This is a genomic window from Pseudoalteromonas luteoviolacea (assembly GCF_001750165.1).
GTDB lineage: Bacteria > Pseudomonadota > Gammaproteobacteria > Enterobacterales > Alteromonadaceae > Pseudoalteromonas > Pseudoalteromonas luteoviolacea_G.
The window spans coordinates 2,464,345-2,478,489 of the sequence record NZ_CP015411.1; the positions used below are offsets into that span (position 1 = coordinate 2,464,345).

Annotated in this window: 18 protein-coding genes; 5 read left to right on the forward strand and 13 right to left on the reverse strand. The window is 41.1% G+C overall.

The genetic code is table 11. The features are described 5' to 3' along the window. Positions 1–90: 90 nt before the first annotated feature. From S4054249_RS10420 to S4054249_RS10475, 12 genes are all read right to left on the reverse strand, one after another. Entirely contained in the window at positions 91–354 is a 264-nt protein-coding gene (locus S4054249_RS10420) for a hypothetical protein (RefSeq protein WP_046355434.1), read from the reverse strand. Positions 355–369: 15 nt separating this feature from the next. Continuing rightward, entirely contained in the window at positions 370–564 is a 195-nt protein-coding gene (locus S4054249_RS10425; protein WP_046355435.1) for a hypothetical protein, read from the reverse strand. 8 nt (positions 565–572) lie between these two features. Continuing rightward, a complete protein-coding gene (locus tag S4054249_RS10430) occupies positions 573–938 on the reverse strand; it encodes a hypothetical protein (protein WP_052960924.1) in 366 nt (121 codons plus the stop codon). 1 nt (position 939) lies between these two features. Beyond that, positions 940–1,128: a hypothetical protein gene (locus tag S4054249_RS10435; RefSeq protein ID WP_046355436.1), complete on the reverse strand. Its 189-nt coding sequence runs from the start codon at positions 1,126–1,128 to the stop codon at positions 940–942. 8 nt (positions 1,129–1,136) lie between these two features. Then, positions 1,137–1,586, reverse strand: coding sequence for a Mor transcription activator family protein (locus tag S4054249_RS10440; protein ID WP_080928320.1), 450 nt, complete (start codon positions 1,584–1,586; stop codon positions 1,137–1,139). 62 nt (positions 1,587–1,648) lie between these two features. Continuing rightward, on the reverse strand, positions 1,649–2,026 hold the full coding sequence (locus S4054249_RS10445; RefSeq protein ID WP_046355438.1) for a phage protein GemA/Gp16 family protein: 378 nt from the start codon (positions 2,024–2,026) through the stop codon (positions 1,649–1,651). Next, on the reverse strand, positions 2,023–2,379 hold the full coding sequence (locus S4054249_RS10450) for a hypothetical protein (RefSeq protein WP_046355439.1): 357 nt from the start codon (positions 2,377–2,379) through the stop codon (positions 2,023–2,025). Before S4054249_RS10450 ends, S4054249_RS10445 begins: the two co-directional genes overlap by 4 nt. Positions 2,380–2,426: 47 nt before the next feature. Further along, on the reverse strand, positions 2,427–3,665 hold the full coding sequence (locus tag S4054249_RS10455; protein ID WP_046355440.1) for an AAA family ATPase: 1,239 nt from the start codon (positions 3,663–3,665) through the stop codon (positions 2,427–2,429). Next, positions 3,658–5,304, reverse strand: a complete 1,647-nt coding sequence (locus S4054249_RS10460) for a Mu transposase C-terminal domain-containing protein (protein ID WP_046355441.1) — start codon at positions 5,302–5,304, stop codon at positions 3,658–3,660. Before S4054249_RS10460 ends, S4054249_RS10455 begins: the two co-directional genes overlap by 8 nt. Then, positions 5,304–6,215: a hypothetical protein gene (locus S4054249_RS10465; protein WP_046355442.1), complete on the reverse strand. Its 912-nt coding sequence runs from the start codon at positions 6,213–6,215 to the stop codon at positions 5,304–5,306. Before S4054249_RS10465 ends, S4054249_RS10460 begins: the two co-directional genes overlap by 1 nt. Before the next feature lie 59 nt (positions 6,216–6,274). Beyond that, entirely contained in the window at positions 6,275–6,697 is a 423-nt protein-coding gene (locus S4054249_RS10470) for a hypothetical protein (protein WP_046355443.1), read from the reverse strand. A gap of 38 nt (positions 6,698–6,735) precedes the next feature. Next, complete coding sequence (locus S4054249_RS10475) at positions 6,736–7,050, reverse strand: hypothetical protein (protein ID WP_046355444.1); 315 nt, start codon at positions 7,048–7,050, stop codon at positions 6,736–6,738. A 142-nt stretch (positions 7,051–7,192) separates the two neighbouring features. Between S4054249_RS10475 and S4054249_RS10480 the strand changes: the two genes are divergently transcribed. Genes S4054249_RS10480 through S4054249_RS10495 form a run of 4 tightly spaced genes read left to right on the forward strand, consistent with a single transcriptional unit; the run spans position 7,193 to position 11,931 of the window. Beyond that, the gene (locus S4054249_RS10480) at positions 7,193–7,684 is read left to right on the forward strand and encodes a helix-turn-helix domain-containing protein (protein WP_046355445.1); all 492 of its coding nucleotides are present in this window, start codon (positions 7,193–7,195) and stop codon (positions 7,682–7,684) included. Positions 7,685–7,694: 10 nt separating this feature from the next. Further along, complete coding sequence (locus S4054249_RS10485; protein ID WP_046355446.1) at positions 7,695–8,216, forward strand: hypothetical protein; 522 nt, start codon at positions 7,695–7,697, stop codon at positions 8,214–8,216. Positions 8,217–8,266: 50 nt separating this feature from the next. Further along, positions 8,267–10,954, forward strand: coding sequence for an ATP-binding protein (locus tag S4054249_RS10490; RefSeq protein WP_046355447.1), 2,688 nt, complete (start codon positions 8,267–8,269; stop codon positions 10,952–10,954). Between the two features lie 2 nt (positions 10,955–10,956). Continuing rightward, positions 10,957–11,931, forward strand: coding sequence for an HNH endonuclease (locus tag S4054249_RS10495; protein WP_046355448.1), 975 nt, complete (start codon positions 10,957–10,959; stop codon positions 11,929–11,931). A gap of 51 nt (positions 11,932–11,982) precedes the next feature. Here S4054249_RS10495 and S4054249_RS10500 read toward each other — a convergent pair whose 3' ends face one another. Next, positions 11,983–12,846 (reverse strand): hypothetical protein, encoded by an 864-nt coding sequence (locus tag S4054249_RS10500; protein WP_046355449.1) that lies wholly within the window; start codon positions 12,844–12,846, stop codon positions 11,983–11,985. A 237-nt stretch (positions 12,847–13,083) separates the two neighbouring features. Here S4054249_RS10500 and S4054249_RS10505 point away from each other — a divergent pair, with 237 nt between their 5' ends. Beyond that, entirely contained in the window at positions 13,084–14,142 is a 1,059-nt protein-coding gene (locus S4054249_RS10505) for a hypothetical protein (RefSeq protein WP_046355450.1), read from the forward strand. Positions 14,143–14,145 lie beyond the last annotated feature (3 nt).

The following is a 14,145-nucleotide window of genomic DNA, read 5'->3' on the forward strand; positions in this document are numbered from 1 at the left end:
ATTTGAAGCGATGTGAATATATTAGGCTAAAGCAAAAAACGGTCTACTGCAATAATGACCGTTTAAATGATGTTTAAAGGGGGTTTAAATCTATAGTGAATCAAGCAAAGTATGTTCAGTATTCTCCTCATCATCTACCAACGTAAATATACTCACGCTCGCAAGTGCACCATCATAGCTTTGGTTTGTCTCGCAAAAGTCGCATGATTCACATTGCACTTTAAATGCATAGTATTTAATGGAATAAACGCAGTCTAAGCTAGAGCCACAATTAGGACATGCAAGTTTACTTAACTTAGATGGCTTTGCTCCTAATGCCTCTAGCTTTTTCTTTATACTTGGCGTTTGAGTCATTGATAAGCCTCACCTTTAAAGGCCGCAGCCAATTTCAAATACTTCGAAGCCGAACGCGCTGCCTAAAACTGAATTTTGTGCGCCTGCCTCTGCCGCTTCTTTAGTTTCAAATCTTGCTATGTCAGGCTCATTTTCACTGTTAACCAAGGGTGTATAACCACCTGTTTGCGTTGTGAGCATTACAAAGAAGTCGCCGCTATTTCGCTCCATACACCACCTCAGAATAAGCCTGGAACAATTTTGCCATGATTTACATCCCCTACAATGGTCGACACGCTTCCTTCAACTTCACCACATTCTATGTTGCCAAAGGTATTAGTTACGGAGCCTACGACATCACCACATATCACATCACCAGAGCGGCATATTACCGTGGTGGCATTGTGAACTTCTACACAGCCGTGTAACACCCCCAAATTTTCAACATTACCATGAATATGAATAGAGATTTCTTTATCGGTATCTATTTTAAGCTGTTTACCGTCAACAATAAGTTCATTGCCTCGGATTTCAATCTCCTTGCCATGCACCAATGTATCGTTGATTTCGAGTTTTCCGTTTTCTTCTTTCATTTGTATTAACATATCAATTTCCTATTTCGTTTTTCGCCTCAGCTAAATCAGCTTCGAGGTTATTTAGCGGTAGCTTTAGGCCCTTTCTACCTGCTATGTAATTTTCGGTTATCTGCAGCGCTATCTGACATTGCACCTTGGAAGGTATGCATTTACCAGATAGCTGCTGCGCAGTGAGTAACACAAAATTGTTTTTGTGCATTGTTACTCCTAAAGCGGTAAATCTATTTGCCTGTGCTTATCGCCTAAAAGATCCAGCTGCGCCTCTAAAGCAAATGGGTCGCCAGTGCTGAGTGTTGTGCCGCTGAGAATTAACCAAATACATTGCCTTGTTAACCCATACTGTTCAGCCAATTCTTGAACTGGCACTCCTTGCTCATGCGCTTTAATGATCTCCTGGTTTCTAAACTGTAAAAGCACTTTATCTACCTTGGGGATCTGATAACTTTTTGCACCATGATTTTCACTTAAGTGCATGGCTAGCTCAGTACCAAAGACCTGGCAAAATTCATGTTCTGGTCTTGGGTTTAGTGGGATATACATCATCCTTAGTTGATGCTGTTTTAATAAAGAAACAGCCCTATCAACCCCAAGAACTTCGACAAACTTACGCACACCATGTGGTAACAAGCTCAGATCAATCTCATGTTCAGCCATCATCTAATTCCTCTAGGAGCGACTCAATGCTGAACTCATTTGATGCAACGACGATGGGTTCTCCTCTAGGCATGATTTGGCCCTCCACGATGTAGCCATTGTTTCAGGATTTCTATAATGGCGGACCAATGGCTCTCAGCTTCATGCAAGCGCTGTCCATTGCAGTACTTTTCACAGAATGTTTCACATGCTTGCTTTGAGTCTTGCTTTACTTTTCCCGCACGGGCCAGTTGGCCCCAAAGGCTATAAATTAGCCTGAGTTGCTTTGGCATTTCAGCCAGAACCCGATAGCGCCGTAATAATGCCTTTTGTTGGTTCTTAGTAAGGCCAGTACAGCTATTTGTGAGACCGCCGCTTATCTGCTTAACGTTTTTCACATGGCATACCTGATCAATGCCAGCTGCGCGCTGCGCTGCTTTAATTGCTTTAATCATCGGGTTCATGCTGCACGCTCCACTTGAGATACATGGTGATTCGGGAATACAGCAAACTCTTCTAACTCGAAGTCCCAAGGCTTAGTGTCATCAATGCATAAAGTGGCTATGTGCCCAAAACGGTTGGTAAATTCCTTGGTAAAACTTACCCCTAAATTAACCTTGGCTATTTGCTTGCACTCGTATAACCTCTGTCCTAGGAAGATACAAAATGCTGCTGGCACATTGCCGTTTACGCCATCAAGAATGGTCCCGCTAGGGTCTTGCGTGGCTAAAACGCTCAGCATGTGTTGGTCGGTTAGCGTGTCGTTTAATACAAAATGACCGCCAAAGGTATGGTGATATATCTTTACTCTTAACATCGTGTTTTCCTTAATTAATGAGCCCAGTTGCAGCTAGGCTCGTTGCTTTATACAGCTTGTTGATTCAGTACATTGGCGAAGATTGAGTTCACCAAGAGCTTGTCTAGCTTCTTGTTTGGGTTTTTCCGGCTGTGGCTCAGGATATGAGGGAGTAGGTTTTCGACTAAGAGCCTTGAATTTCCCTCTACCCTTTTATGTAGCCATTGCCACCATTGGTCGTCATCGGACTCAAGTGGTACAGTGCCTTGGGTAAGTTCATTGAATAGATTTCTGATGTCCTCAATTGGCACCTCACCAATCGGTTTTGGCCAAAAGCACACGCGGGATGAAATCAACTCGTAACGTTCGTTGGTTTGAAGCTTATCGACCAGCTGAATATTGCCTATCAAACACACGCCTACTTTAGCCGCATCTGATATAGTTCTGAGTGGGTCCAATGCACTGGGCTTACATTTGTCCGCCTCATCTAGCAAAATTATGCGCTCAGTGTTTTCTATGGTTCTAACTATGTTCTCGATGTTTTTAGCAACACTCGGTTTTTTAGGGAGACCTAAGGTGGTACACAGTGACTCAATCACTTGTTTACTGGTCGTTTGTTCACTGCCAATAATCAATATCGCTAATGGGTTTTCTTCACAGTAACGCTCAAGCCCCCTGCTTTTGCCAATGCCAGCTTGACCAGCAACTACAGAAAAGCGTCTCCTCGCTCTTGCATGTTCACAAGCAAGTGCAATCACCTTAGCAACGCTGGTTGGCACAAAAGGTACTTCGCCGTATCGAATAGTAATTATAGGTCTGTCATCACTTGCGTTGTCGTCTGCAGCATCTGTACCTGCGGGTGCGACAATGGCATAAATGTCATGCAAGTACTTAGTTGGGCTAGCTGCATATTTACCAGAGAGCAACTGACTAACCGTCGACGGAGACTTATTAATCTTCTTGGCTATATAAGTACTGTTTACCCCTTGGTTTGCAATGTCTTCATCGGTCATGCGCTTTTTAATACGTGCTACAAGTACTTTATCATTCGCGTTATAACAGTCCGCAAAGCCACTCACACTGCTAAACTCTTTAGGGTCAAAGTCACCAAAAAAGTGCGCCCACAATACATCCAATAGCTTTTTAGGGTTTATTGGTGATTCACCACCCAGTACTGAGTTAACCTGGTTTAAGTCGTAACCTAGGCAGTAGTCTTCTGGCCCTAGGGCATAAAATTCAATTTCTTCGTTAATGAGCTTTACTTGAATTTGCTGCTCTTCGTTGTAATGGCTGCTGAACTTATTCATGAATGTCTCCTAAATCTATTTGGTATTCGTTTTTAACTTGGGTCACGTGGTCAACCTCAAAATCTGAGAGGTCCATGTCTAATACTTCAGGTTCAATTTCTGGAATGGCTTTGATGTCTGCAGCCAGTTCTTCAACCGCGTCCACGTCAATCACACGTTTTTTGTCTACTCTTGCACGCTTTTCAGAAAGCTGGTTTTGAATGCGCTTTTCTTGACCTTGAAGCCGCTTAAGGTCAGTTTCTTCAATACGGCTTGTTGGCAGTGCCTCAACCTTGTTCTTAATGCGGCAGTTCATAATGAATTCGCCTGATTGCTCATACAGCACAAGATAGGTGTCGTCGTGCAAATCGTAGCCAGCAACCAACTCTTTACCATTAAATTGAAAGAGGTAGTCAGCGGTATAAACACGCTTATGTAGTCTGATTTGGCCACGGGCCACTTTCACTTTGGCTCTGGGTAGGACCACAAAGTCAGTGATTGCAGGTTGCTCTTGGATAAGGCCCTCTTCCCATACTTGCTTGCGGGTTTTGCCTTTAATCTCAGGGTGTGGGCTGTTGTGGTAGTGCTCTAAAAATGCCTTAAACTCAGTTATCCATTGCTCTAAAGAAGGCAGCTCGCGCTTGCCTTTTTTCACGTCGTTAAGCAGTTTAAGCTTTTCGCGCTCGTTATGGTCTGGGCCGCAGTAGCTTTCAAAGCGTTTACCCACGTGCTCTTCCATATGTTTAAAAAAGCGTTCAATCCATTTAGCGCGGGCATTGCCTGGTATGGCAAAAATGACCTCAATATCAAATTGCGCATACACACCACAGCATTCATCAGACATCATTTTTGATTTATAACCACTGCCGTTATCGACATACAACATGCTAGGAATATGCTGATGGTTTTTAATCGAACGAGTTAATGCCGTCATGGTTGCTATGGCATTTTCAGACTCGCTAATCTCCCACCCAACAATGCATCTGCTTGCGACATCTTGAAACGCGGTTAGCTCAAAGCGCCATGCTTTGCCTGTTTTGGGGTGCGACACATACACATCAACTTGGTGTCCATCACCGTTGTAAATAAAACCAGGGGCAATATGCTCAGTGGAGCGAATAATGAAGTCTTTGTGTTTTTCACGGTAAAGCTTTGCGCCCATACGGTAAGGGCTTTGCGGGCCTAGTTCGTGAGGCATAGAGTTTATAAAACGCCTAACTTGTCCAGCGGTGGCATCATGCCCTTGCTTTTTTAAGTCTTCAGCAACCAATGCGAAACTGGGCGAGTTAATACAGTGGTAAAGCTCTAACGCTTTGGCTGCCCATTTAGGCTGCGCGGCTATTCGGCCTCTATGTTGTGGAAGTAAGCCTTCAACGCCTTGCTGTCTATAAGCATTAACCCAATTAAAGGCAGTTGCGCGCGTTGGTACTTTGCCAAGGTCAGTCACAGCTTGGTGTATGGCAGGCGTTACCAGCCCATTATTTAATGACTCAATAAGTGCAGTTCTTGCTTTGTCTACACCTAAGCCACTAGCAAGCCAATGTTTTACCAGTGCCGTACGATTTTGGGCAGTTTTGCGCGCTTTGTCGCTGGCCTCTGACCATACAGACTGGCTAACAACCGTCGGTAAGTTGTTAAATCTAATCACAGCAGGATGCATTACTTGTTCTCCTTGCTTTGCTTTTCTACTAAGAATTGTTCGAGCAGACGGTTACGTTCTGTTTCAACGTATTGCCACTCGGCTTTGGTAAACTTCGGTAGGTGCTCTATGCCTTCAATGTGCCCAGCAAACTCGCTGCTTAAACGCTCTAGCGCAGTGCCAATTTGGCTATAGATAGCCGCCCAGGTGTGATGCAGTACTTGCGCAGCACTCACGCGCGAGTCTAAATCTAATTGGCGGTTGTCACACAACTGACTAATTTGCGTGATGGTGCTAACAAGCGCCTCGTTTAATAGCTCGGTATTACAAATGGCATCTTTGCGTATCTCACTAATAAACACATGCATATCAAAACGTACTTGCGGTACTTTACGTAACTTTTCATGCTCTAAGTCATTAAGGGCCCGCGCCGCAGTTACTTGCAGTTCATCACGCTCTTTCATCAAATCCGCGACTTGCTGTTTTATAGCGTTGCTAGAAGTTTCAGCTAAAACTTCATAGTCTTCGTCGTCTAGTTCTTTTAGCGTTTCGATTGGAACTTTTGTGAGCTCAGTGAGTTGCTTTTGACTGAAATTTAAAAGCGACACGGTGTCGCATTTACGCTTTGGCAATGCTTGAAGCATTTTTGAGACTGCCATAGCTCTTTGGGCTGTTCGCTTGTGGATCTTTCGCTCATTTAAAAGTGAGTAAAACATTCCATGCTCTGTCTCTGCTTTTACTTGAAGCAATATAAAGCCCATCTCGGCTGCATCGCAGAACTGACGATTTGCTAAATGAACAACTCTATCCATACATTCTTCAATAGTGCTTGGCATCACAATGTTTAGCGGTGACTCAATCTGAGAAATCTGATGATTAATCTCGTCTTGAGATTCTTCATTTACCAGTTCAGTCAGTTCTTGATTACGCATATAAACTCCGAATTTTAGACAGATCTTGGTCTTTGATAGGCATGGTTTAAGCTCCGAAATTAGGTATTGATTTTGACTGATTCGAGAATGGATTCGCGCTTATCTTGCAGCTCTCGCATTTGAACTTCACATTCTGAGGCTTCTTGAAGTTTTTTTGCGCGTTCGTCTGAGGCGCTGTACATAAGCGGCATAAGCAATATGTTGGCAGGTTCAACACTTTTAATGGCCCAACACAGAGCGGGTAAGTATTGAATTGGCATAGATGTAGGTTGGCTAGGAGCAAACCATTTATTAAGTTTGCCCTCGTCTACTTCTACAACATCTACTTTTAGCGCAGCATTCATGCGTTGGGCTAAGCCATTACGTGTGAATCCGCACCGACGCATACATGCATTCACACATTGGCTAAAGCGGTGCAATACCTCACAATCAGGTGGGATCTCACATTCTAAAATGTTCATCGATTCATGGTTTGTTGACATGGTAAAAATCTCCTTAAATTAACCTAGACTTAGCGGTTCTATGTATTCATGCTTGGGTCAGGCACAGGCTGGCCCGATTGGATTGCTTCAATGATTTGATTACGCCTTTGGGTACGCGTTCTTGGTCCTCGTTTTTTGGTTTGGGCGTAGTCCTCACCAAAAACTTGATCCAAGGACTTTCCCAAAGATAAAGCTATTGCTTTTGCTATATGGAAAGATTTTGCACTGCCTCTCGCTACATTGGACACGTGACCAGGCGTAACTTTGGCGGCTATTGCTATGTCAGCAAACTGTATATCCTTATTAAAAAGTTCTTTCCTGATGGCATCAAATGTCATTTTTTTCTTTGTCATGATAGATTTACCTTAATAGTAGATTTGTTTTGCCTAATATATTTGTCACTAGGTGTTTTATTAAACTAGTGCCTAATAATTTAGGTGTCAATAGTGAAGCAAATTATATTTTAGAAAACAAATTAGGTGTTGACTGTCAAATATGTTAGGCGATAGTATTACAGAGTCAGATATCGACAAAGTAATCGATATACTGCGTGATAAGTTAGGTGTGAATAGCGATAGAGCTCTTGCAATGGAATTGGGCCTTTCCCATAGTGGAATATCAATGTCCAAGAAAAAAGGGACATTACCTTATACTTCTATCGTAGCCACCTGTAAGCAAAAGAAAATTTCCTTGGATGAGGTGTTTGGAATTGACGTAGACCAAACATCTGATAATAGCTCTACGGAAGAAAAACCAACAAAGAGTGAAGACGCAAGCAGAAACAGTGCTGAAGATGCGTTAGCTGCAATCGCCCTTGTTGAACAGATAATAGATGATTTGCTTTACTCGAAAAATTTGGATGCAGAGCGCGAACTTCTGATCCGTAAAAAGTTAACGCCAATGTTAATTGAAAAAACATTTGAGCATAACTTTAACGAAGTCATGGTTAAAACCATTGCGGAAGGAGCGCTCTTTATGGCTTTTTAAAGGATAAATTATGATTAAAACAAAACTTGCCACAGCAATGCTTACTTTTGGATTGCTGTCAGCCCCTTCTCTCGCTTTAGAACCACTACCAGACAGAGCGCGTGTACAAAACATGAATACTGATTTGTTATTACCAGATGGCAGCACACTTAATGTGGATGTGTCGTTTGATTGTGGTAGCGACTATCAAAATACCGCTGTTATGGTAATGAGTGATTCAGGCGCTAAGTTAATCGCCGCAGCATACACCCACCTATACGGTGAAGCCGCTGGCCAAGCAGTAATCGATACTTGGCAAACGAAGCAAAATGCCACAGACCCTCGTAAACCAACTTACCTGTTTATCCTCGCTCCACGAGAGCAAGACTTCAATTGGAAGGCAAAAAAGACAAATAAACTTAACAATTTGTTATCACGTGTTAGTATAAGTGAAACAAAAATGGCGAGCCAAACGTTAGAAACAGAGCCCAAAATACCAGTTGTATTAGCTGGTTGCGGCGTCAGAGACCATAACCCAAACGCCGTTAAATAAATTTATTTAAGGGGAATGACTCCCCTATTTGCAAGAAGGAATTCTTCGCTATGTTGAAGTCAAGGATAATTGCCTCTGCTTTGATATTACAGAGCGGAACCTGTCAGGCGCTTAACTTTGAGCACCTTAACGGTGTGGCTCAAGATCAGAATGATTATATGTATTTCTCTTCACACGAAGGTGTTTTGAAGTATGATGGCGAGCACATTGTAAAGCTAAATGAAGTGAGCGAACTGCCAGCTGGTTCAGCACGTGACTTAGAGATTAGCGATTCAAATATTGCTTATATTTTGTATTCATCGGGGCAAATTTGGTCTCTGAATTTGAATACATATGAAGCAAACCTTTTTGCAGAGACGGATGCTCACAACATTGAAGTTACTCACGACGCCTTATTCACGCAAGAAGATTACCAAGTACTTGAGTACGACCTAGCAACAGGCCAGTATGGGGCGAGAATATCGGGTAAAGAAAAGCTGATAGACTTAGAATCCAGATACAACAATGTTTATGGGTTAACTGAAAAAGGCTTGTATCAAATCCACAACGGACGCTCTTATAAAGTAATCGACCAAGAAATTAAAAATGGCGATCTAGAAGTTACACCACACGGTGCAATATTCTTTGCAGATGATCACCTCAAATATTACTCCCAATTACAAGACCGAAGTATTACTAACCACAATGTTGAACGCGCTGAAAACTTAACTTACGTTGCCCCTTATGTTGTTTATTTCACAGATGGTGATGAAGTTAATGAGGTGTCTTTGTCTACCTTAGAAGTCGCTAGAGCCAACGTTAGCTCTACTCGTAAGACATACTTATCCTTATTCGCGGATAATAAAAAGCAGCTGTGGGGCCTAAACATTAATGAATTTGGAATCGTTGAGGGCAATACTCGTGTGACGAATTTAGGCTTAGGGTCCAAGTACAATATTATTGAACGAGTAGACAAACAGTGGTGGATAGGCACCACAAGAGGTGTATTTGTAAATGGTGAACCTGTTGAGTGGCTGAATTCAAAAATCGCAGAAGGCCGTGATTTTGAAGTGACAGCTTTCTCCCACTTTGCTGGAAAAGTGATTGTTTCAACCGATATCGGCGCATATGCCGTTGAGACTGAAAAACGTATTGTAGAAAAGCTTTATGATGGGTATGTAATTAATTCGTCCGTTATTGCTGAATCTTTGTATTTGGCGACAGATGAAGACGCAGTGGTTAAGTTTAATTCCAAATTGCAGTATGAAGAATTTAATAACAACTCCATGCTATCAAGCCATGAAGTTCTTGGTGTAACAGAGATTAGTGGCGAGTTATTTGTTAGTACTGCTGCTGGTCTTGACCGGATCGACTCTCCAAGATCAGTTTCCAGAGAGTACCAAGGTACTTCTAAAGTTGCTGATGTCGCAATCCTAGACGGTGTGTTGTATATGGCAACTTACGGAGAGGGCCTATTAAAAAAGGTAGACGGTAATTGGGTTAGAGTCCCTTCACCTGAATATATTAAAGAAATTGTAGAAGTACGGGACGCACTCTATTTACTGACCAACAACGGCATTCACACAATTGCTAAAGAACAAGATTCATCCAGGCTAATCAGGGAGACACAAGACCATTCGTTTATGATTGGTAGCGTGCGAGTTGCCGATAAAGTAGTGATTGCAGTAAGTGATAGCGCGCTTATTGAAATGACAAATTTTAAGGAGCAATCAATAGCGCCTCCAGTAGTAAGCTATATCAGCACAAATGATGGCTTTGTATTTAATAAAGACGCGTTAGAGATAGATCAAAAAGGCTGGGTAAATATAGCGATTACTAATCTTCAATATCGCCACAATGAAGGCGTTAAATATGAGTATCGTCTAAATGAAGGTAGCTGGATACCTTTACATAGCCCGATGATACAGTTAAACAATTTATACCCAGATCACTATTCAGTAGAGTTCAGGCAAATTGTAGGCAATGTTGCCAGTGAACCCGCAATGTATTCGTTCGAGGTTCGCTCTCATTGGTATAACTCCCCTACAGCGCTAGTTGTATACTTATTCATAGCAGTGCTATTGGTATCAGCAGTTGCATGCTTTACTTATTTTTGGGTTCAGTCATTCCGCAGAGTCTTTAGACAAAATGAACGTAAGCGCCAAAGTAGTAACTTAGGTCAAATCGCTATGCTTGTTGAACAAGGTAAAGTGTTAGTCAGCTCTGGTGATGACACAATGTTTACTGAAGGACTGGTTAAGTTCGACAAAGTATCTGAGTTAATAACCCCCATAGTTAACAATGGCCCTTACCTTGGCGAGCAAAGGTTGCTTGCTGGTTTAGATTTGCTGCAAGTGCAATCTAGCTTGCAGGCGAAAATTAAAGTTAACTTTGAAACGGTGATAGGCAACGTAAAGCTAGATCCCCAATTAGAGCGTGACATTTACGCTGTTGTTTATCATGGCCTTCATAACGCTGTGCACCACTCCGAAGGTTCCGAGGTTAACGTATTCGTGCACAAGCTTAGATCTAAAATTCATGTGCATATTGAAGACGACGGCATTGGCATTCCTCTGCGTTCTCGCTTCCACTTTGGCGAAGGTCTTTACAAAATGAATGATGTAGCCAAGTCATACAAAACCAAGTTTAAGCTTAATTCATCGCGTAAAGGTACTAAGATTCAAATTGTTTTCCCGCTTATTGAGAGAGATAGAATGAGTAAGGAAGATATTGAGAGAGAGATTAGGGAAAGGATGTAATTTTGGCTAGCGACAGTACAAATGGTAAAACAAGGAAAAAAATCCCGATACAACTAGAAAATACTGTACTTTACAAGTGCGGCTTCAAATGTTGTGTATGCAAAACGGATGAGACCTCAGTTCAAATACACCATATTGACCAAAACCCTTCTAATAACATAGAGGGTAACTTGGTAGCTTTGTGTAGCAATTGTCACGACAGAGCACATACGACTCATCAATTATCAAAGAACTTGACGCCTTCTAGGTTGTTGAAATTTAAAAGTATGTGGGAAAATGAAATCTCAGAGAAGTCTTCAATAGCGATGCTCCCAGAAAACCAAGGAAACCTTTCCAATGCTATGTGGACTTTTGTTAATCACCAGCGATTACCTGATCTAATGAGGGGTTACGGGTTAAAATTTGAACCTGAGCTGCTTCGTGAATTAATCGAAGAAAATCTGATAGATGCACATGGTAATCTGAAGTTTGAGCATGACGTAAACCCTAAAAAAGCAGTTTATACCATATATGACCACTATAGATGGGATAACGCGAGAAGAATACATAGCCTGTTTCTTAAAGCTGTTGACAAAATTATAATGAGTGTAAGACCTATAGAGCTTGGCGCAATTTGGACCAAGACTCAAATTAACAACTTAATTTCGCCTGGCTCAATATGCTTCTGCTTTAGAGGCTTTATGTTCCAGCGAGGGAGCTTAATTGAGGGGGTTGAAAATAGACATGCATACGCTAGAGCAAAAAACATAGAATTAAGGATGTTAGTTAACTCCTTTCACATCTATGGTACATCTGCTTACATAGGACATTTTGTAGGAAACTCAAGAGTCGCAGCTTTGATTATGGTTAGGGATATTTTTAGAGAAGGCAATAAAATGGTTATTTCAGCAACTCCTATTGCATTAGGTAGTGGCTTTTCAACACATGATTATTCTTCTCCCTACCCGCTAAAGTATGGATGGGCAAGGGATAGGTAAAAGCTTTTTATAATAATACCCTTATACTTAGTTTAAGGGTTACCGTGAGGATTATAAGAAACCTTGTACTATTACGAAACGTGTATCTGCCTTCTTATCATAGGCTACTAGATCTAACCCGTGTATATCCCATTCAAAGTTATACGCTTTTTGGGGGGGAATCTTTGCGTTCTTGTATAGGCTATTTATATATAAACGGTCGTCTAGTTTTGTATCTATTTCACATACTTTATCAGCATAAAAGATGGATAGCCTTACCAAGTGCGACGGGTGACCCGACATCGATATTGGATTTGTAATATATGCTGTTCCGGGCGGTAGACGTTGAGACATATATTGGTCATGTATTTGTAGCATCCTTTTTCTTTCAGGGGTTATGTGTCCGCTACCGTCATCAGGTTCAAAAACGTCATGATTGAATATCCCAATCGCATGAAACTTGGCTCTAGATACAAATGCAAATAAAACATCATCAGTCCGTTCAGATAGCCCTGTTGATTGAATATTCATATTCAAATGGAAATGGTGGAACCCTTGAGAATTTAACAATAGGTCTTTATCTTCCCAAATCGCAGCGTCGCCGTTTCTAATCCTTTGCGCTGGTGTATATCCGTATTTGTGTGCTCTTAATGAATGAAAAGGGTATAAATCCTCTCCGTTTCTAACTTTTTCAAGAAAAGCGTTGATACTTCCCTTTAATGTGCTCCAGCGTTTATCTCCTGTTACATGAGGGGAGATTTGAACTTTTCTCTCTCGTTGTGGAACTATTCTCGTTTTCCAATGTAGGTAGTGTAATAGAATGTTTTCCAATGATTGATTTTCTAATTCATCTCGAGTAACTCTGTCATTTGGAAAAAATGGGAGTTCCTTTATTAATCGAGCCCTCAATTTTTTAATTCTCTTGGGTTCATCCATATTACAAACTGCCTTTTTTAGGTGTATTTAGTTCAAAAGCTATAAGCAACACAGAAATTAACATAAATCAAAGTGCTGTCCAATCTATATGGTGTATTGTGTTGGAAAGTACGCTGAATAGGCAGAAAAATTCTTAACTAGATTGCTTTTTACATCACCTATTAAAAATGTTAACTAGTGTTAACATTGTGTTTTTTTTGGTTTAGTATTAGATAAACTAATTCATTGGGGTTGCTTATGGCTACTGAGAAGAAACAGCGAGTTGTACGATATAAGAGAGTCAAATTTAGTTCTGATCACCATTTAACCTTGCAGGAAATGTTGGAGGAAAAGTTATTGGACGAAACGTCTGATTACTACAAAGCTATCGCAAGGAGAGAGCCTTTATCAGAAGATGGGAATAGCTTTAGGTTTATAAACCATAGATCTAAGCACAATCAAGAATTATTTATGTGTCAGTTGGTCAAATTTGAGCAAGATAAAAGCCAATTAATGATTGCGATGGATGAAGAAGCAGAAGCATTTTCGTTGACTCCAATTACAGCTAAAGATATAAAAAAAGACGCTCTAAAAGAACGGGACAACAGTGAGTTTTTAGAATCTTTATTGTATTTCGCGGTTCTTGATAACCATTTAGTAATGCTAAGTGGAAAAGGAATAGACTCCAGAGACTTGGAAGAGCACTTAGCGTGGTTTTTAAACTCATTGACTGGTTGCCTCAGTAATTCAATGGTGATCCTTTCCGATAAACCTTCGGAAAAGGCGATAAATAAGGTCAAACAATTCCCTCCTAAGTCTGTTAAAATAGGATCTGCTGTTACCTTTACGCCTAAAGTCAACTCAACTAAGCATGAAAATTTTACAGAAGTAGTTAACCAAAATACCAGGGTTGTATATGAGCCAAGGGGGCTGGCTGCAAAATTTCTAAACTTTTTAAAACAGGAAGGTTATGCACCAAACCTCGATTTCGATGAATCCTATGATAAATCGAACTTAAAATTAGAAATGGTGTTTAAATTTAATAGAACTACCACTAAAACAGGACAAAAGCTGGTACATGACGTTGCGGAAGCGACAAGGCACATGGAAGAGGAAGATGTAAGGATCGGGTTGCAGGAAGGCGGAGAACTTGTAGGTCAGGACGTAAGACTTACTAAGAAAATACAAGTTACATTTATAAATGGTAAAGTTGACGATAGTGGGCTATACCAAAAATTAAGAGATTGGTTATTGACGATTATTGATAACTCTGATGTAGGAGAAGATATAGCGTCGGTACTAAAAGCGGAAGAGTAAAGC